Genomic DNA, 21,975 nt, shown 5'->3' with positions numbered 1-21,975 from the left:
TTGGTGGTGCAAATATATATAATATTATAGGATGACAAGCTTTTCGTACTTTTCTGCTTTTTTATTTGTTAAATTTGATTTTACAGTCAGTTTGTAAATATACACTCCTTTTCCGATTCTGTCTCCAAAATCGTCTTTTCCGTCCCATGTAATTTCTCTTGACAAAAATCCTTCTGTTGTAATAGTTTGATTTTTTGTCCAGACCACTTTTCCAGTAATGGTCATCACCTGTACTTGTACATCCAGAGGCTCGTAAGGTCTGTTGTGCGAAAACCAAAATTGTGTGTAAGTAGAGAAAGGATTAGGATAGTTAAGAACATGTGATAATGTCAGTGATTCGTCACCTACAACTGTAAATTGTATCTCGCTTGTAACAGGATTGTTGTAAACATCCCAAGCAGTAAAACTTATAGTGTGCAATCCTGGAGCTAAATTTCTAAACGGAAAACGTAAATTTCCGTTGGTGTAATCGTCTAATTTGGTTTGATAATAATCATTCAAAATGTACGGATTACTTACGTCTCCATCTAAAATAGCAACAATATCATGCCCGATTCCACTTGCTGTATTAATTCCGTTTTCGTCTTCTAAAAAAGCTAAAAGGAAAGGAGATTCATTTGTAATGCCTCCAGATACAAAAGTTTCGTCGTTCATATATAACTTAACTTTTGGACTAATATTGTCCTGAGGGGCATTTTCATTAATTCCTCCAATTTTGATGGTATTATTGTAACCAGTTTGGTTTTCTAAAGAAGCATTTTTCTTAGAATAAAAACTGATTTTACCATTATCAACCGGAATTCGAATATCTCTCGGAACTACAAAACTGAATTCAAACTGGCCATTTGTAACAGATGCGTTTCCTCTGAAAATAGTTTCTCCTAATGTTTTGAATTGTATAGGAGGACTGAATCCGTCATTATTTAAAGTTGAATTGGTAATCATTTTATCGAAAATAGCGGTTGCTAGTTCTCCGTTATAATTGCTTAAAAGTATATTGTTTTCGTCTGTAATTTCTCCTGAGATTTTAATCTTTGATAATGATTTAAAATCTGGAATAGGTTGCGAAATTACAATATCATTCACCTTTGTTAGGTTAATTTTTGGTTTAGGAATTGCTAACATTAATGCAGGGTCGCCAATGTAGGTAACAACATTGCTGCCAGAACTAGGTTTTTCGTTTTTTGAAATACGTAGTGATTCTGCAATGCTATTATATTGGTTGGAGCCGTACGAAAGAAGGTTTTTGTTTAAGACATCATTAAAATTTTCACCATTTATTTGGCCGATTTCTCTAATTGTAGTCAACATCGAAATTGCACCTCCTTTTGGATTCCAATATACATATTCTCCAGCTGTTGGTCTGGTAGGATCGTCAAATCTTGAAAATTCACATGTAATGGTTATGAATAAAGGGTATTTATATTGATTGTTTAGGTTTTGGCTGTCTGATTTTTCCCAAATTCTTTCACTGGCTAATCCGTCTTCTCCTCCGTGCCCTAAATAATTAAAAACTAAGGCGCCTTTTTCAAAAGCGTTGAAGAAATCTGTTCTGGCTTTTGGATATCTTGATCCTCCGGCTGAAGCTTCTTGTGTGTAAGCGTCGAGAAATATTTTTTCGATATTAAAAAAAGGCTTTTCAGATGCAATTAAATCGGCTAGTGTGTTTTGGCGTGACTGTAACGTTTCGTCTCCGGCTTTGTCGGAATCATCACTTACTAAAACAAAATTGTTTCTCCAGTTTCCATATGATTTTGCATCATGGTATTCTAAAACTTTATTTACCATTTCTTGTGCTTGTGCATTGTCTGAAACAAGCATACGACCAACGGCAATATCAATCCCGTTAAAAGGAAATCCTACTATTCCTTCATTTGAATCCATAAGACCATAAAAGTCGTCAGATGCAAATCCAGCTTCGCCTACACTATTGCTTGTTAGAGATTGGTATATAGGTACGATATTGCTGTTGTTAGGAATTCGGTCTTTATAGTCGTAAGAAGCATCGCCAAACAGATTTAAATATTTTATTCTTTTATCTGGGGAAGAGGCGTTTTCGTAAATATATTTTACAAAATTTCTAATTCCTGCTATGTCTTGTTTTCCTGAAGAAAATTCCTGATAAATGTTTTCGAGCGAAACGACTTTGACGTTTAGGTTTGAATTTGTTCGATGAAAGTTGGCTAGTCTTTCTGCCTGAGAAGCTAGAGATTTTGGTGTGACAATAATATAATCTATGTCTTGAAAAGCATTTTGGCTATTTCTAAAAATGGCTCCTTTTAAGTTCTGATTTGCAATTTTTGACTGGTTTTCTTTTAAAGGAGTATAGTAATCGGAAGCGTCGATTGCAACGTATTTTCTGATTTCTCCTAAATTGGCTTTAAAGCTAAAAGTCGACTGATTTGCATTTTCAATTTTTGATACATTATATAGGTCTGTAATATCCCAAACTTGAGAAATTCCTGTAGCATTACCAATATTGTAGTTTACAACTCCTGCAACAGAACCCGCATCATTATATTGAAAAAGAAATTGTTTACCAGTTCCTAAAAGCTTTCGTTTTGCAGTTAGATTAATGTAATCTAGGTAACCTTTTGATCCAGGAACACCATTATTATTGTATGTAATCTTGATTTTAATGTTGTCAGTTCCTGTAAATGTTGTGTTAGAAGGTAGGTTGTCGGTTTTATATTTTATGTCTGAGTCTGTTAGTAAGGGAGTATAGGTTATGTTTCCTATATTTTGTCCATTAGCAGAAATTAAAAAAGACGTTGCGGTAAAGGCTGCAGATGCTGTGTTTACGTCTATTTTTACGGGTACAGTTGTGTCAAGGTTGGGGAAACTAAAAGAGAATTCCTGTTCCTGATTGATGTCAAATGATTCTCCAAGCCATTGACGTCCGAGGTGAACAATATTGGTTTGATCAATTTCATGGAATTGATAGTCATCAAACGTGTTTAGTTCTAATGAGCTGTTTGCGGTTGGCTGATTAAAATTTGGAATTCTTTTTCCGCCTGCACCCGAAGCTGTAATATAATAATAGGACTTAGTGTCGTATAGATTTAAGTTGGTTTGGCTTTCAGAGTTCCAGTTTTCAACTCCTTCAGCGTAAAAAAGAATATAGTCTTCATTGTTGAAAATTCCATCACTTTCTCCAATTATCTGAATTGCATTTTCTGTTAAATCGTCAGGGTAATAAGTGCTGTTCGCCAAAGGAAGCATTCTTCCTCCGTTTCCGTATATTTTTATTCTTCTAGGGTCAACTTTTGACGGATCAAATCCTAAACTTTGTAAAAATGATCGGGTTACTTTATAAACGCCCGATTTCTGAATATAGAATCGATACCAGTCTCCTGATGCTAATACAGAGTTTGAAATGGCCGCTGTTTTTTGAAAAATACTACTGTTGGTATTTCTAGCGGTAGAGTTACTAATAAAGTAAGAAAAAGATTTGATTCGTTTAAAGCCATTTCCCTCTTTTATAATCGGATTTAAGGAAAGAAAAGTGTGCTTTAAGTCTCTTGCATTGGTTATTATTAAAGATTCATTTAGTTTTTCTGGAATACTTTCAACCGCGAGATCACCTAGGTCAGATCTGGAAATTGGCTCATAAACGGCATTGTTAATTTGTACGGAGCTGCCGACTGAGATGTTGGAGAGGTTTAAATTTTCTAATAATGTTATGCTTTTTTTTGTCATATCTAAGCGAAAACTTCCTCCAGTGAAGTATGGAATTATGATTTTATTTTCGCCGTAATTTGTCTCTTTTTTGTTCTGCCAATTGAGTGTAATCTCCCCATTTGACTGGGAAAATGCGAGGATCGGAATCAAAAAGAAATAGATAAAAACAAGCTGTTTCATTGGTTAAAAAAACGAAATTTAATTAAAAAATAATTAGTAAGTAAAAATATAGTATTTCATGTTACAGTAAATAATAAAAAGTATATTTTTGCGTTCGTAACTAAAGGTTATTTTCTGGTAAAAAAAACAGCTAAATAAAATTATTAGAACAGATGTTGCCAATTAAATGTTAATTATTATATTGCAGCACCTAAATTTATCACCTAAGAATGAGTATGAAAGTAAACAAAATTGTAGTCTTGCAATTAATGATGTCAATGGTATTGATGTTGGGCACGGCTAGTTGTAGCAAAAAATCGAGTTCGAGCCATGCTTCTAGAGCAACCGGCTGGGATGTAGATAGTCAGAATGGAACTGCTGCCAGAAATGCAGGTAAAAAACAACAGGCAGGTCCTGGTTTGGTTTTTGTTGAAGGAGGTACGTTTACTATGGGTAAAGTACAGGATGATGTTATGCACGATTGGAATAACACACCAACTCAACAACACGTTCAGTCATTCTATATGGATGAAACCGAAGTTACGAACGGTATGTACTTAGAATACCTAGAGTGGTTGAAAAAAGTTTTTCCACCAACAGAAGAAAATTACAAAAATATTTACGAAGGAGCATCGCCAGATACCCTTGTATGGAGAAATCGTTTAGGTTACAACGAAACGATGACTAATAACTATTTAAGACACCCTTCATATGCTAACTATCCTGTAGTTGGTGTGAACTGGATTCAAGCTGTAGAATTTAGTAAATGGAGAACTGACCGTGTAAACGAGGCAGTTTTAGAGAAAAACGGATACCTTCAAAAAGGAGCTAAAACTAACGATGTTAATGCTGAAAATGCATTTAATACTGAAGGTTATTTAATGTCTCCAAGTACTTCTCGTGGAGGTAGTGAAGAAATCGTATTAAAGAAAAATCCAAACGGAAGAAGACCAAAAGCTGGAAAAGATGGTGTAGTTCCTGAAGAAAAAAATGTTTATGCACAACGTTCTTCTGGAATTATTTTACCTGAGTACAGACTTCCTACTGAAGCAGAATGGGAATATGCTGCTGCTGCAGACGTTGGACAAAGAGAATACAATATCTACAAAGGACAAAAGAAATATCCTTGGTCTGGAGATTACACACGTTCTAACAAACGTAAAAACAAAGGTGATCAATTGGCTAACTTTAAACAAGGAAACGGTGATTACGGTGGAATTGCAGGTTGGTCAGATGATGGAGCAGATATTACAAATGCTGTGAAAAGTTATGCTCCAAACGATTTCGGATTATATGATATGGCCGGAAACGTTGCAGAATGGGTAGCTGACGTTTACAGACCAATTATTGATAATGAAGCAAATGATTTCAACTACTATAGAGGAAACCAGTACGCTAAAAACAAAATTGGTAAAGATGGTAAAATTGAAATCGTTACAACTGCTACTATTAAGTATGATACTTTAAGTAACGGTAAAGTTATTGCAAGAAACCTTCCTGGAGAAATTGCTCAGGTTCCGGTTGATGAGCAAGAAACTTATTTAAGACAAAATTTCAGTACAAGTGATAATATCAACTACAGAGATGGTGATAAACAATCTTCAAGATATTTTGACTTTGGAGATCCTGAATCAGGTGCAAAAGCAGATCAGGCAATGTACAATTCTCCTAAACATAATGTAACAACAGACAGTTTAGGGAAAATGATCAGAAAGTATGATAATTCTAGTAAACGTACTACCTTAATCGATGATAAAGTAAGAGTTTACAAAGGAGGTTCATGGAGAGACAGAGCTTATTGGTTAGATCCAGCTCAAAGAAGATACTTCCCTCAGGATATGGCAACTGATTACATTGGTTTCAGATGTGCAATGTCTAGAGTAGGTTCAAAAGCTGAAAAAAGAAAATCACCTAGAAACTAAGGTTTAGAAATTCTAATAAAGAAAATTCCAAATTCCAAAAGCTGAATATTCAGTCTGGAATTTGGAATTTTTTTATTGTTTTTTTTTCTATTTTTATGGTCTATTTAAAATTTTATAAATGAATATTCAGGACATTCATAACTTATTTTTGAAATGCAGTTCACTTTCTATTGATACCAGAAAGATTGAAAAGAATTCAATGTTTTTTGCGATTAAAGGAGAGAATTTTGACGCTAATACATTTGCCAAAGAAGCTCTAGATTTAGGGGCATTATTTGTTGTTGTTGATAACGAGTCATACTATATTGATGAGAGGACTATTTTGATTGAAAATAGTTTGCAGACACTTCAGGAACTGGCAAAATTTCACCGTTCTTATCTGGCGCTTCCCATTGTTGCTTTAACGGGAAGTAACGGAAAAACAACTACAAAAGAGTTGATTAATGTGGTCTTGTCAAAGAAGTTCAGAACAAAAGCTACTGTTGGGAACTTGAATAATCATATTGGTGTTCCGTTGACTTTACTTTCTTTTACAAAAGACACAGAAATCGGAATAGTAGAAATGGGAGCAAACCATCAGAAAGAAATTGAATTCTTGTGTCAAATTGCACAGCCGGATTTTGGTTATATCACTAATTTCGGAAAAGCACATTTAGAAGGTTTTGGAGGTGTTGAAGGTGTAATTGCAGGAAAAAGCGAAATGTATCAATATCTTGCTGCAAATAAAAAGACTGTTTTTGTAAATCTCGAAGATGCTATTCAAATTGAAAAATCTAAAGGGATTAAGTCTTTTACTTTTGGTGTAAAAAAAGAAAGTGCTGATTTGAATATTCAGGACATAAGTGCAAATCCGTTTGTTGCTATAAATTATGATAATTTCAGAATTGAGTCACATTTAATTGGATTGTATAATGCAAATAATATAAATGCTGCTGTTTCTATTGGTAAATATTTTGAAGTAAATGAAAGCGATATTAAACTTGCTATTGAAAATTATATTCCTGCGAACAATAGATCTCAGATGCTTCAAAAAGGTTCAAATGAGATCATTTTAGATGCTTATAATGCGAATCCAAGTAGTATGGCTGTGGCGATTTCTAATTTTCTGCAATTGGATAACCAAAATAAGATTATGATTCTTGGTGATATGTTTGAACTGGGAAAAGAAAGTCTTTACGAACATAAAATAATAGTTGATTCTTTGGCTGGTCAGGATGAGGCTGTATGCTTTTTAATAGGGAAAGACTTTTATGCAAATCAGGTAACAAAAGGGAATGTGAAATTCTTTGAAACTTTTGAAGCCTTTGCAGCATTTCTTAAAACTTTCAATTTTGACTCAAACACTATTCTAATTAAAGGTTCAAGAGGAATGGCTCTAGAACGAACTTTAGAATATATTTCTTAAAAAAAAGAAGCCATTCATTATTGAATGGCTTCTTTTTTAAATAGTCATTAAAAATCCGATAAGGTTCTCTTTTTTGTTTAAACCCAATTTCTTTCTTAAACGGTAACGAGCCAATTCGACTCCTCCAGTTGAAATATTCATAATTTCGGCTATCTCTTTAGTAGACATATTCATTAATAGATAAGTTGACAAATCTAATTCTCTTGGAGAAATTGTTGGGTATTGTCCTTTAAGTCGTTTTAAGAACTCAAAATGTACGTTTTTGATGTGCTTTTCGAGATCTTTCCAACTCTTGTCTGTATTAACTTCCTTTACAATACTTTTGTGTAATTTACTAAATTCTGACTTGGTAGTATCGTCTAATATGCTGGTATCGATGTCTTTTAATTTATGAATAATTCCGTTTAACACTTTATTCTTTTTTACAACCTGTAAGGAGTTGTTTACTAGTTCTTTGTCTTTGGCTAAGATTTTAATTTGAAGCTTGTCATTTTTTAATTTTTCAATCTCTTTTTCCAAATCGTGTTGTTCGTGTCTGATTTTGGATTCCTTTTCAAGATATAATCTTCGCTGTTCAATGGTTTCGTAATACCTGTTTTTTCTAATCTTTAATTTAATTCTAACGGAAATCAAGTAAGCTCCCAAAAGAATAAGAATGAGATAGAATAAATAAGCCAAAAAGTGTCTGTACCATGGCGGAGAAACTGTAAATTCGACTTCACTAATGTTAGATTCTATTCCATAGCTATTTCTAACTTTTAGTTTCATCACGTAACTTCCTTCTCTTAAATTGGTGTATTCTTTAATAGCCGTTGAAGACCAGCCGCGCCAGTTTTCTTCAAAAGGCTCTAATTTATAAGAGTACATTACGTTTTCCTGATTTTCGTATGTTGGTGAAGCAAAGGTGAATTTTACGCGATTATATTTATAGGGTAAGCTGTAGGATTCTGTTTTATTAGCAAGATTACCTGTCAAAATAGTGTCGCCTGGAAATGAAAAACTTTCAATGAAAGCTTTCGGTTTGGTCATAAATGTATTCGGTATAGTCGAATTGTAATGTGTTAATCGATCTGTTAGTCCTATAAAAATGTTTTGAGGATCAATAGCATTAACAGATATATAGTTGTTTACCAAATTCCCTGTTAAATTGGAAAATATGGATTGTTTTCGAGTGTAAACACCATTTTTATTTTTGACTAAAACACCCAAAGATTCATTAAAAGCATACCATAAATTTCCTGACGGATCTTCGATTAAAGTATTTATGGTTGGAATTCCTTTAAACAAAGCTGTAATCTTTTTATCTTCAAAAAAAGTTTCTTGTTCAACGGAATATCTGTAGAAATGGTTTTTTACCTGAAAATATACCTTATTATTGATGTTTTGTAAACTGTTAATTCCTTTGAATTTTTCTGAGATGTTGACATGTTTTTTCATAAAATCAAATCTTTTCAAATCATCAGATAATTTAACCTGATATAAGAAAGGATTTTTCTTTAACCAAAGGTAGTTCTCGTCAATTTCTACAGAAAAATTATTAGTTGTTTCATCAAAACCTTTTACTTGATGCAAATAGTCATATCCGGTCGCAGATTTTTTGAAAACAGAAAATCCGTTGTAACTTTCTCCTATAATATAATCTGGATGATTTGGGATTTTTTTGAATCCAAAATATCCTTTGTTGTCTAATATTTTAGAAACTCTGTTTTTCTCAATTACTAAAGCTCCACTATTACTGGCACAGATTAGTACATCGTTTAAAACCTGAATATTCCAAACCTGAGAAATGGTTCCTTCGACTCTTGTAAACGGACTGTCTTTAAATGCTGTTCCCCAAGGATGATAAAACAGTCCTTGATTTGTAGCCACGTATAAATTACCTTGAAATGTTGTTGAAGCGTAAACCGTTCCTATATTATAACTATAGTCAAAGTAAGAAAAAGGAGAGTTCTCGTTTATAAATGTAATACCATTGTCAAGTCCTAGCCAGATATTGTTTTTATTGTCTATAAATGAAGCTAGAATTGTATTGTTTTGTAGTCCTTTTTGTCTGTTTAAATGTTGGAGTATTTTTCCGTTTAAATCGCAAATTATTGCTCCGTCTAATACGGAATTAAGAACTATAAATTTATTTTTAATAATAGAACCACCCAGAGAAGTATTCTTTTTTACAAAGTCGTTTGCTTCGGTTTCCCATGGTTTTATAATCCCTTTTTCGGCTACAAAAAGACCTTTTTCCAGAGTGGCATACAATAAACGATTATTCGGAAGAGGAAAAAGAGACCAGATTTCTTTATCGTTAAAAACCGTTGTGCCTTCAACAGCTGTTAGTCTTCTGTTTTTGTATTCCAATACACCCAAAGTTTTATCCTGAAAATAAAGGCGTTTATTTACTAAAAATGAAAATTGAAATTTGTGAGGAGCATTTAAAGTGGTAATTTTTTCGCCTTTAAGGAAAAATACCTTTGAGAAAGACTGAAAAATTACTTCACCATTAAAGAGGTGAATTCTCCAGATTAGATTGATGTTTTCTTTATCAATAGGGCTAAGAAGATTGTAAAGAGAATGATATTGTAAAATCCCTTTTTCGTCGATTTTAAAATATCCAAATTCATTATTTCCGCCAACAAATATTCTTCCTAGAGCATCTATTTTTAAACTTCGTATCTCTGATTTATTGGGTAGCGAATATTTGTGCCAATTTGAGCCATCAAATTGTATTAACCCACTATTGTTGGCAAAGTAAATATTGCCGTTTTTGTCCTGATCAATACTCCAGTTTTGAGTTCCTCCTTTGTATTCTGATCTTTTATAGTTTTTTATGTCAGGAATTCCGATGTTTTTTACTTGTGAAAAACCTGAATTTTGTATGAAAAATAGCAATATTAGTATTAAAGGTCTAACTATGAATTTCATAAAATTTTAAATGTATTTTTAGTATAAATGCTTAATAATGTCTTTAAAATGTTGATTATTCAATCTCAATAAATCTGTTTTTTTAAATTATTTTTAATTTACAACGTTATAGTTGTTGATAAACCAATGTAATATACGTTTTTTTTAATTAACATTTTTATAACAATTTTTTGTCAATTTTAAATATCAGTAAATTAGGTTATTAAGAAAAAAATGTTGTGTTTTTGTAGTGTATTAGAATTTAGTTTGAAGTGTTTTTGTAAGGAATTTTAATTCCTTCTTATTGAAATTTAACATTATAATTGCATTGAATTACTAATTAATTAACCAAAATTTTTAGAAAAATGAAATTGACAAAATTACTTGTTTTTTGTATTTCGTCTTTACTGTTTTCTGTTACTGTATTCGCTCAGGATATTACGGTAAATGGAACCATTAGTGACGAAAGTGGATTGCCCGTCCCAGGGGCAACAATTTTAGTAAAAGGGACTAATAAAGCTACAGCCTCTGACTTTGATGGAAAGTTTCAGATTAGTGCTCCATCAAATGGAACTTTAGTAATTAGTTTCGTTGGTTTTGAAACTTTAAATGAGGCAGTAGGAGGAAAAACCACACATTCTATTTCTCTTAAGGCAGTGTCTCAAAATTTAAATGAAGTCGTTGTTATCGGATATGGTACACAAAAGAAAGCTTTGATTACTGGTGCTTCTACAAACTTAAAAGGAGAAACACTTCAAGAATTGAATACAGGTTCTGCAATGGAAGCACTTCAAGGTATTGCGCCAGGTATTAGTATTACACGAAATAATGGTGCGCCGGGAGCTGGAACAAAAGTAGTTATTCGTGGTATTGGTACCATTGGATCTTCAAATCCATTGTATATTGTGGATGGTGTTGCTGTAGGAGATATCGATTATCTGAGCCCTTCAGATATTGAATCTATTGACGTTTTGAAGGATGCTGCATCTGCCGCGATTTATGGTTCAAGAGCTGCAAATGGAGTTGTTTTGGTAACCACTGTTAAAGGACGTAAAGGAAGACCCGCAAGAATTTCTTATGATTCTTATTTCGGAATTCAAAACATCTACAAAAATCTGGATCCATTAAATGCGCAAGAATATATGTATATACAGGATGAAGGAAGGGTTAACGATGGACTTGCTCCAAACAATTGGAAAGCAATGTTGACTAGTAATGATTGGTTAGAAAGAAATTATCCAGGAGCTGGAACACAGCTTGGAGAAGAAATTTGGAATAAGCTGCAAAATGGCTGGACAGGAACTAATTGGATAAATGAAATGTCTAAAAAAGATGCTCCTATAGTAAATCACTCTATCAATATCACTGGAGGATCTGAAGATATCACGTATTCATTTGGTATTTCTTATTTTGATCAGGATGGAATTATTGGAGGTAACATAGTAGATGCTGGATTCAAAAGATTAACAACAAGATTGAATACACAAATGGTTTTGAAAAAGAACGAAAGTCATAATATCATTACTATTGGAGAAAATTTAACGTACACGAATATTCAAAAAAGAGATGTTTCTAACGGAAATATTTATGGAAATGATTTGCATAATGCTTTGACTCAAAACCCATTGCAACCAGCTTATTGGCAGACATCAATTGATAGAAATATTAACGAATACGGATTTACTCCTACATTAGACGGTTTAAATACAAACCAGACAAATCCTTTGGCAGTAATGTATTACAGAAGTAATTACAATTACCCAAAAGATCATAAAATTATTGGAAATGTATTTGTAGAGATTGAACCAATTTCCAATTTAAGATTTAAGACGGTTTACGGAATTGATTCGTGGTTTGGTTATAACAGAACAATGAACCCAACATATCATTTAGGAGTGCTTTATGATGATGCGGTTGATGGTGCAACACAATCTCAGTATTTTGGTGCAAACTCAACTTGGACGAATACTCTTGCCTATCAAAAACAATTTGGGAATCACAATATTAACGCTGTAATTGGTACAGAGCTATGGCAAAGAATTGTTGAAAATAATATTTATGGCTCAAGAAACGGTTTGTCGTTTCCTAATGATCCAAAATATGCTTATTTAGACAATACTAAAAGTCCAGGTTCTATAGCAGATATTAATACCACTGGTTTTGATAAAGCTGCTGGTGGAGGCGCAATTATGTCATATTTTGCACGTGCGCAGTACGATTATAAAGAAAAATACCTTCTTTCTGCTGTTATACGTCGTGACGGATCTTCTAATTTTGCCAAAAACTATCAGTATGGGAACTTTCCATCAGTTGCTGCTGGATGGGTTATTACCAAAGAGAATTTTATGGCGGGTACTTCAAAATACCTTGATTTCTTAAAGTTGAGAGCAAGCTGGGGACAAAATGGTAACCAATATACGGATTATGCTTTTTATTATACATCTAGTATTAAATATGCTTTCCCTGGTTACTTTTTTGGAGATACTAAACCAGTTTCTGGCCAGACTGCATATCCTGCATCAGTACCTAATCCAACTGTTAGCTGGGAAACATCTGAACAATTAGATTTAGGATTAGATGCGACTTTCTTCAATTCAAGATTAGGGTTAACATTTGACTGGTATAAGAAAACAACTAGAGACTGGCTTGTTAAAGCGCAATTGCCAGGAACTGCTGGTGCCGATGATCCTTACAAAAATGGAGGAGATATTGAGAACAAAGGTTTTGAACTTTCTTTAACTTGGAAAGATAAAGTTGGAGATTTTAAATATGGTGTAACTGTAAGTGGTGCTTTCAACAAAAATGTAGTTACAAGGATTGATAACGGAAATGGTATAATTAATGGTTTGCCTCACGTTTTATCACAAGGAACATCAGAAATTTCTAGAGCGCAAGTAGGTTATCCAATTGGATCTTTCTATGGTTTCAAAACAGCTGGAATTTTGCAAAACCAAAAAGAAGTAGATGCTTATGTAGGGCCTACAGGTCAGCCATATTTTAGTGACCAACGTCCTGGAGATGTTCGTTTTGTTGATCAAAATAACGATGGTGTTATTGATGAAAAAGATAAAGTAATTCTTGGAGATCCAAATGCGAACTTCCAATTAGGTATTCAATTAAATTTCGAGTACAAAAATTTTTATTTGAACACTACAATGGCAGGAAAATACGGTATGCAGGTAATGCAATCGTACAGATCATTTGCTGATAGTCCAAAACAAAACTATACTTCAGATGTATTTGATCGTTGGCACGGAGAGGGAACTTCAAACAAAATGCCTCGTTTAAGTTCTGTGTCAAATAGAAATACAAATTATATTTCTGACATCTACATGCAAAATGCTGATTATTTAAGAATTAACAATTTAACAGTAGGTTACAATTTTAATGAATTATTGAAAGACATTAAATTTATTTCAAATCTTAAATTCTACGTTGCTGTAAATAACTTATACACATTTACGAAGTATGATGGTATGGATCCAGAAGTGCGTTGGGGAGGAGATAATACAAACTATTCATGGGCTTCGGGAGTAGATTTAGGTTTATATCCACAATCTAGAACAGTAATGTTTGGATTAAGTGCTGATTTCTAATATTAAAACATTGACAATGAAAAAATTAAGATATATAATAGCAATTTCGGTAATTTTTGCAGCCTATAGTTGTAACGATGAGCTGGATACGGAGAATCTTTCAGAAAAGAGTTTAGAAAGTTTTTATAAATCTCCTACTGATATAAACGAAGCAATGGCAGGTATTTACAATGCTATCTATACAGCGAATGTTCATAGTGAAGAACAAGTAGCTGCAAACTTGATGGATAATATGATGTTTGGCGGTGGAGGTCCTGATGATAAATCTGCAAAATGGGTAGATAATTTTGAAGATCCTGCTGAAGATACCTATCGTGATATGTGGAGACAATCGTATAATGGAATTTCGAGAGCAAATGCCATTATCGAAAAAGTTCCAGATGCAGATTTTTCTAAGTATTTTGATACACCGCAACAAGCAGATGAGTTTAAAAAGCAAGCTCTTGGAGAAGCTTTGTTTATGAGAGCTTTCTTTTACTTCAGATTAGCAAAATTCTTTGGAGGAGTGCCATTGGTTATAAAATATGATGGAGATAGATTAGTTGCTAGATCAACTTATAGTGAGACATTCGCACAAATTGCATCTGATTTAAAACTAGCTATCGAAACTATGCCTTCCACACCGTTTACAAGTATTCCGACTGCAAGATACGGTCATGCTAATAAATGGGTTGCGGAAGCATATATGGGACGTGTGTTTTTATTTTATACAGGTTACATGAGCAACATCGAAAAGCAAGCAACGACAGATTTGCCTCTTGTTGAAGGCGGTGCTTTAACGGCAACACAAGTTGGAGCTTATTTAGATGATTGTATTAATAATAGTGGTTATAAGCTAGCATCTGATTTTAGAAATCTTTGGCCATATTCTTATGTAAATAAAAGTGCAAAAAATGACAATGTATTGCCTTGGGCTGCTGCAGAAGGTTTGTCATGGGTAGGTCAAGATGGTGCTACACCAACTTTTGGAACAGGAAACTTTGAAACGATGTTTATGCAAAGATATTCTTTTGGTAACTGGGATTGGACAAATGGTCAGAGTTACACTAATAGACTTGCTCTGTTTAATTCATTGCGTGGTAATTCATTAGCACCTTTTGGAGAAGGTTGGGGATGGTGTACTGTAAATCCAAAATTATTTACAGGATGGGATGATGCCGATCCAAGAAAGAGAGGGTCTATACTTGAAGTAGGTAAAGCAGATCAAGGAACAGGTGGTTATGCCCCAGATAAAGGAGATCATGAAACGGGATATTTTAATAAAAAATATGTTTCATTACAGCACGATAATGGTAAAGGGTCAAATGTAGGAATGTTTGTTCAGATGTATGATTGGAAAATTACAGATATGCAGTTAATGCATGCTCAAGATTTTATTTTCATGCGTTTTGCAGATGTATTATTAATGCATTCTGAAATTACTAAAACGCCAGACGGTATGAATGCAGTAAGACTTAGAGCAAAACTAGGACCAGTTGGATATTCTCTTGATAATATTAAAAAAGAGCGTTTGTACGAGTTAGCTTTCGAAGGATTACACTGGTTTGATCTTGTTCGCTGGGGAGATGTTGATACTGCTTTTAATGATGTAATTCAAGTAAGAAACTCTGGAGTTACCGCTAATTATAGTGTAAAATACAGATCTGAAACTAAAGGGTTAGTTCCGATTCCTGAAACCGAAATTAGACTATTAAATGGAGTTTACAATCAAAATCCAGGTTGGTAATATTTTAATAACTATTAATAATTTAGAAAGATGAAAATTCATAATATAAAATATTTACTAATTGCTGTCTTTATGCTGATTTTTTCGGCATGTGATCCAATTGTAGATGAACAACATTTAGTAGATTCAACCGATATTGCTGGAGTAGAATTAGTAGCTACTCAATCTCCTCCTGGAGGTAATAAAATTACGCTTAGTATGAATACACCTGGAGTTACTGGTTATTGGGACTATGGTTTAGACAAAGCACTAACGAATGAGGCAACTATTGTTTATCCAATTCCAGGTAAATCAACTTTTACTTTTGTTGGAACTTTAGGAGCTACGTTTTTTACAAAGACTATTGATGTTCAGGTCGACAGGATTGATACACGTTTAGATCAAGATTGGTATGATTTAGTAAGTGAGAACACATCTGCTGGAAAAACATGGGTCTTTGATGGTGTTGGAGGAGATGGTAGACTTTGGTGGTATATGTCTCCAGACATTGCCAATGGAGGTAAAGATAAATGGGATGTAGCTTGGTGGAATGCCGGTGGTTCTGGAGATAAAGTGCCTGTTGATGTTAGTGGAAAAATGCATTTTGACCTTAACGGAGCAGCAAACTATAATCATTATGCAACAAAAACAGCTACGCCTACAAAAGGTACTTTTAAGCTAGATATTAAGAATAAACTACTAACCATTTTCAATTCTAAAATGTTAGGATATGAAGCAGGTAATGCAGATGGTATATATGAAGTTATTGAGCTTACTGAAACTAGACTAGTTCTTCATTTAAGTAATAATGATGCTAATAAAACAGGTTGGACATTTATTTTTAAACCTGAATAATATTTTGTGTTAGTTATTTCGAAAAAGGAAGATTGAAAAATTCCTTTTTCGATTTCTCCAACATTTTATTTTACTCCATAACAGAGTAAAATAGTATAAAGGTTAAACTACTATGGTTAGTTTAAGTTAAGTTTATTGCCTGGATAGCCCATAATTTCGATTATGGGCTATTATTTTTGTATTATATCAATTATCATCGTGTATTAAGGTGTTTTAATGAATAGAAATATTTAATCGCAGTTATATGGGGCTTTATAGTGTTTGTATGGTTCTTTTTAAGACATTTTGAAGCATTTTAGATCCGTTTTAATTCGTCCGATAATCTTTGTTGAATATATAATTTTCCCATTCAAATAAAGAAAAAAATGACTTTGGGTGTTTTTAGCCTCTACAAAGCTAATTAACAGTAAAATTTAATGTGTTATTAGCTGTTCGTTTCTTTATTCCATAAATACCTCTTCTTAAAGATTTCTTTTTCTTAGAAATCTAACTTATGACATCATATAGATACTATTTTATCTTCGCTTGGATTTTAATTCCTTTTCATTGTCTGATTCTATTTGAAATGAAATATACCCTCCTTTTAGTAAAGAACGTCGTTTTTTGACAATTTTGGATGGAACAACTACTTAAACTTTACTGTTTAATAACTATATTTTATAAGTAAAATAATACGGTAATTTCGAATATAAGATTTTTCTTGTGTTAAATTTTTTGATAATAATGAAAAAAAAGAGATTAAAAATATCATATTCTCTATTTAGATTTTTCTACGAGTTTTATCTTGTTTTTACTTGTAAATATTTGTAAAATAAAGCATTATGTGTGAATAGGTGCTACTATTACGTTGTAGTTTTAGGTGTTTTTAATACTATTTTACTACATATACTATATGTAGTGTTTATTTTTAAAATTAACTTTTCTTTAGTACTACTTTTTGTTTTTTTAAATTATTTAAAATCAGTTAATTATTGTTTTTTTGATGTGTTTTTATAATATTAAAATTTTTGTTTTGATGTGTTTTTGTATGGATTATTAAATGTGAAAACTGAAATTTTAGTTTTAGTATTGCATCAAATTACTAATTAATTAACCAAAATTTTTAGAAAAATGAAATTAACAAAATTACTTGTTTTTTGTATTTCATCTTTATTATTCTCGGTTATAGCTGTGGCTCAGGATGTCACAGTAAATGGAATGATAAATGATGAAAATGGAATGCCTGTTCCAGGCGCAACAGTTTTATTAAAAGGTACTACTAAATCAACAGCTTCCGATTTTGATGGTAAGTTTCAGATACAAGTACCTTCAAACGGAACATTAACCATTACATTTATCGGTTACACTACAATAAACGAAGCTGTAAATGGAAGAACAAAACTCTCAATTCAATTAAAACCAGAATCACAATCTTTAAATGAGGTTGTAGTGGTTGGATATGGTGTACAAAAGAAATCTGTTGTAACTGGTGCAATTTCTAGCGTAAAATCGGCAGATCTTGAAAAAGTGCCAAACGGACGTGTTGAACAAGCTTTACAAGGTAGAGTTGCCGGTGTTACGATTGCAGCTACTTCTGGACAGCCTGGTGCAGCTTCTAAGGTGCGTATTAGAGGTATAACTACTTTTAGAGAAGGAGGAAATGATCCTTTATGGGTTGTTGACGGAATTGCTATTGACGCAGGTGCTGTTGGTTTTATCAACCAATCTGATATCGAATCTATCGAGGTTCTTAAAGATGCTGCTTCTGCTGCAATTTACGGTACTCGTGCGGCAACTGGAGTTATTTTAGTTACTACTAAAAAAGGGAAATCAGGAAAAATTTCTGTGAATTATAGTGGTTTTGCAGGAATTGCAGCTCCGGCAAAAAAATTAAACCTGTTGAATGCAAGTCAATATGCAACAATTATGAATGAAAAGTCTGTTGCAGATGGAGGCGCTATAAAGTATGCAAATCCAGCTTCTTATGGTAAAGGTACAGACTGGCAGGATGCAGTTTTTAACAATTCAGCTTTTAGATATACACACGAATTAAGTTTTAGCGGTGGTGGAGAAAAATCTACTTTCTATGCTTCTTTTGGAGTTCAGGATCAGGAAGGTATCGTTGCAACGGATATTTCAAATTATACAAAGAAAAACTTCCGTTTAAATTCAACACACAAAATTTCTGACTACTTTACTTTTGGACAAACGTTTGGATACACTCATCAAAAAACACAGGATATTGGAAATATTAATAGTGAATTTGGTGGGGTGTTAAGTTCTGCAATTAACTTAGATCCTATTACTCCAATAGTTGCGGATCCTTCAGTAATTGGATCTGGTTTTTATAATAGTGCAAATATTGTTTTGGATTCTCACGGAAATCCTTACGGTATTTCTCCGGTTGTGCAACAGGAGATGACAAATCCATTAGCTTATACACAAACTAGATTAGGAGGTTATAACTGGTCTGATGATTTTGTAGGGAATGCTTATTTAGAAGCAAATATTACAAGTCATTTAAAAGTAAGATCTACACTTGGAGGTAAATTAGCTTACTGGGGTAATGAAATGTTCACTCCAACTTTCTACCTAAATCCAAACATGAAAGCGGATAGAAACAATTACAGCCAGAATAATGAAAAGGCATTTGCATGGAATATAGAAAACACTCTTAATTATTCTAATAAGTTTGGAGATCACTCTATTAATGCTTTAGTAGGACAAGGTGCTTATGTAGAAAACATTGGAAAAACAATTGGTACTACATTCTACGGTTTGCCAATTACAAGTTATAAAGATGCTTCATGGAATTTTAACCTTCCGCAAGATGATATGGTTAGTAGAGCAAGTGATAAAATTGAGCATAAGTTATCCTCTTTATTTTTCCGTTTGAACTACGATTACAAAGAGAAATATCTATTTACAGGAATTGTTCGTCGTGACGGTTCAACAAGATTTGGAGAAAACAAAAAATTTGGAGTTTTCCCTTCATTCTCTTTAGGATGGGTAATTTCGAAAGAAGGATTCTGGACAGAAAACAATATCGTTAATACTTTAAAACTTCGTGGAGGTTATGGAGTTGTAGGAAATGATAATATTTGGGATTTTAAATATAGAGGTTTAGTTGTTGGAGGATACAATTACTCTGTTGGAAATGAAGGATCAATTACTACAGGTTACGGAAACTCTACTTTACCAAATGCAGATTTAGGATGGGAAGAAACATCACAAACTACCGTTGGTCTTGATGCTAAACTTTTTAATGACTTCACGCTTACTTTAGACTATTATAAAAAGAGAACTACTGGAATCTTAAGAGATGTTGTTATTCCTGGTTACGTCGGGGTTGTTGATGCACCAGCCGCAAATATTGCTGATATGAACAACAGTGGTTTTGAGGTTGAAGCAGGATACAAGAAAAGACTTGGTGATTTTAATTTAGGAGTTAATGCCAATTTTGCCTATTTGAAAAATGAAGTTACTTACGTAGGATCTAATACAAACTTTATAGCAGGTGATGCTAGTTTCCAATCTATGGGGCAAGTAACAAGAACTCAGGTTGGACATTCATTCAATGAATTTTACGGTTTTAAAACTGCTGGAATATTTCAAAATGAAGCAGAAGTTCAAGCTTACAAAAATGCTTCAGGCGGTTTAATTCAACCAAATGCAAGACCAGGTGATTTCCGTTGGGTAGACAATAATGGAGATGGAGCTATTACAGATGAAGATAAACAATACTTAGGAACTAACATCCCTAAATATACTTTTGGTTTTACTGTAAACTTAGACTACAAAAACTTTGATTTCATGGCATTTACTCAAGGTGCTGCAGGAAGCAAAATTTTCCAAGGATTAAGAAGACTTGATATGTTAACAGCAAACTATCAAACAGAAGCTTTAGGACGTTGGGTTGGAGAAGGAACTTCAAACGATTATCCTAGATTGACTAACAACGATCCAAATAAAAACTTCAGTAATATGTCTGATTTCTACCTTGAAAACGGAAACTATTTACGTTTAAAAGTGGTTACTCTTGGATATACAATGCCAACTGGATTATCATCTAAAATTGGAGCAGACAGAATTCGTTTTTACGTAACTGGAGAAAATTTAATCACTTTCACAAAATATACTGGTTATGATCCAGAAATTGGAGGTCAGGTTTTCGGTGTAGATAAAGGTGTTTATCCACAAGCAAGATCTATTCTGTTAGGAGCTAACGTTCAATTTTAAAAATTAAAAGAATTATGAAAACTATAAAATTTAAATATATATACTTTGCCGTAGCACTGGCAGCTTTAGCAGGAGCTTGTTCTGAAGATTTTGTGAGCATTGATCCAAAAGGACAATTCGATTCAAGTACCTACTTTTCTAACGAACAGCAATGTTATGCAGCGTTAATTGGAGTTTATGATCCATTAAGAAAAAACACTAGTGGTTTCGAAAATCTGGTAGCTATGCTAAATGCAGGTTCAGATGATTTTTATGCCGGAGGTGGTAGCGCAACAGATGGAAACGGAATCCAGAATTTTTCTAAACACTCCCTTACATCAATTAGTATTCCGTCTAGTTACTGGGATGATCATTATCAAGGTGTTTCAAGAGCTAATATGTTAATCTCTAAGCTTCCAGACGCAACTATGGATAATAATGTAAGAGCAAGATTTACTGCGGAAGCAAAAGCACTAAGAGCATTTTATTATTTTAATCTGGTAAGATTATTCAAGAATATTCCATTGGTTTTGGTTCCTTTAAACACTCAGACTATCTATGATCCGGAACAAGTTGCACCAGAGGTAATTTATGCACAAATAGAAAAAGATTTATTAGAGGCTATCCCGGCTTTGCCTAATACGCTTGATGCAAAAACAGAATCTGGAAGATTTAACAAAGGAACTGCTCAGGCAATTCTTGGAAAAGTTTATTTGTTTGAAAACAAAAAGACTGAAGCTGCAGCTGTTTTAGCTGAAGTAAATGGTACTCCAGGAGCAACAAATCAATACGGAAATAAATTGCTTCCTAAGTTTAGTGATTTATGGGTAACATCAAACAAGTTTAATGCAGAATCTATATTAGAAGTATCTCATAGTAGTGCTGGTAATTCTGACTGGGGTTTCTGGGGACAAGGTAAAGATGAAGGAAACTCTTTAAATGTTATGGTTGGACCAAGAGGTTATTCAAGACCTGACGGATCTGACGCACCAGATCTTCCTGCAGGTTGGGCATTTAACGTAGCAACTCAGAAATTGTATGATGCTATGAAAACGGACCCAAGATTTGAAGCCACTATTTTTGATTTGAAAGCTTTAAAAGCAGCTGGTAAAGCAGATTATATCCCAGCTTATCAGGATACAGGTTATTTCCTGAATAAATACCTTCCAAGACAATCTGATGTAAGAACTGGAGGAGGAGCTGCAGAGTTGAATTACAAACAAAACTCTTATGTAATTAGACTTGCAGATACGTACTTAATGGAAGCAGAAGCTTTAGGATCTGGAGCAAGAGCACAAGCATTATTAGATGCCGTAAGAGCGAGAGTTGGACTTGCTTCTGTTCCTGTAACATTGGCAGCTATTAAAAATGAGCGTAGAATGGAATTGGCTGGAGAAGGACACAGATTCTTTGACTTAGTAAGATGGGGAGATGCTGCTGCAGCATTATCAGACAGAGGTTTTGATGCAGGTACAGATGAGATTTTTCCAATTCCTTTCAAAGAGTTAAACGGTACTAAATTGAAACAAAACCCTAATTATCAATAGTATTCTAATTAAC

General features: G+C 33.4%; 9 protein-coding genes. 7 read left to right on the top strand and 2 right to left on the bottom strand.

All coding sequences use genetic code 11. The features are described 5' to 3' along the window. Nucleotides 1-24: 24 nt before the first annotated feature. Nucleotides 25-3,861 carry a type IX secretion system sortase PorU gene (gene porU / locus NQQ59_RS12255; protein WP_144215556.1) on the bottom strand — a complete coding sequence of 1,279 codons (3,837 nt, stop codon included), beginning with the start codon at nucleotides 3,859-3,861 and terminating at the stop codon, nucleotides 25-27. A 215-nt stretch (nucleotides 3,862-4,076) separates the two neighbouring features. Between porU and gldJ the strand changes: the two genes are divergently transcribed. Then, a complete protein-coding gene (gene gldJ / locus NQQ59_RS12250; RefSeq protein WP_144219777.1) occupies nucleotides 4,077-5,762 on the top strand; it encodes a gliding motility lipoprotein GldJ in 1,686 nt (561 codons plus the stop codon). Between the two features lie 118 nt (nucleotides 5,763-5,880). Next, the gene (locus tag NQQ59_RS12245) at nucleotides 5,881-7,167 is read left to right on the top strand and encodes a UDP-N-acetylmuramoyl-tripeptide--D-alanyl-D-alanine ligase (RefSeq protein ID WP_144215555.1); all 1,287 of its coding nucleotides are present in this window, start codon (nucleotides 5,881-5,883) and stop codon (nucleotides 7,165-7,167) included. A 36-nt stretch (nucleotides 7,168-7,203) separates the two neighbouring features. On the opposite strand, the gene NQQ59_RS12240 is transcribed toward NQQ59_RS12245, so the two are convergent. Continuing rightward, nucleotides 7,204-10,083 carry a helix-turn-helix and ligand-binding sensor domain-containing protein gene (locus tag NQQ59_RS12240; RefSeq protein WP_144215554.1) on the bottom strand — a complete coding sequence of 960 codons (2,880 nt, stop codon included), beginning with the start codon at nucleotides 10,081-10,083 and terminating at the stop codon, nucleotides 7,204-7,206. Nucleotides 10,084-10,427: 344 nt separating this feature from the next. Here NQQ59_RS12240 and NQQ59_RS12235 point away from each other — a divergent pair, with 344 nt between their 5' ends. The 5 genes from NQQ59_RS12235 (at nucleotide 10,428) to NQQ59_RS12215 (ending at nucleotide 21,962) form a co-directional block, all read left to right on the top strand. Further along, entirely contained in the window at nucleotides 10,428-13,658 is a 3,231-nt protein-coding gene (locus NQQ59_RS12235) for a SusC/RagA family TonB-linked outer membrane protein (RefSeq protein ID WP_144215553.1), read from the top strand. 16 nt (nucleotides 13,659-13,674) lie between these two features. Next, entirely contained in the window at nucleotides 13,675-15,384 is a 1,710-nt protein-coding gene (locus NQQ59_RS12230) for a RagB/SusD family nutrient uptake outer membrane protein (RefSeq protein WP_144215552.1), read from the top strand. 30 nt (nucleotides 15,385-15,414) lie between these two features. Further along, a complete protein-coding gene (locus tag NQQ59_RS12225; RefSeq protein ID WP_144215551.1) occupies nucleotides 15,415-16,218 on the top strand; it encodes a hypothetical protein in 804 nt (267 codons plus the stop codon). 1,110 nt (nucleotides 16,219-17,328) lie between these two features. Then, nucleotides 17,329-20,436, top strand: a complete 3,108-nt coding sequence (locus tag NQQ59_RS12220; RefSeq protein WP_144215550.1) for a SusC/RagA family TonB-linked outer membrane protein — start codon at nucleotides 17,329-17,331, stop codon at nucleotides 20,434-20,436. A 14-nt stretch (nucleotides 20,437-20,450) separates the two neighbouring features. Beyond that, nucleotides 20,451-21,962, top strand: coding sequence for a RagB/SusD family nutrient uptake outer membrane protein (locus NQQ59_RS12215; RefSeq protein ID WP_144215549.1), 1,512 nt, complete (start codon nucleotides 20,451-20,453; stop codon nucleotides 21,960-21,962). The last annotated feature ends 13 nt before the right edge of the window (nucleotides 21,963-21,975 follow it).

Source organism: Flavobacterium panacis (assembly GCF_024649945.1).
In the GTDB taxonomy this organism is placed as follows: Bacteria; Bacteroidota; Bacteroidia; order Flavobacteriales; family Flavobacteriaceae; genus Flavobacterium; species Flavobacterium panacis.
The sequence above is the reverse complement of the archived record's forward strand: the minus strand, read 5'-3'. Positions and strand labels throughout refer to the sequence as shown.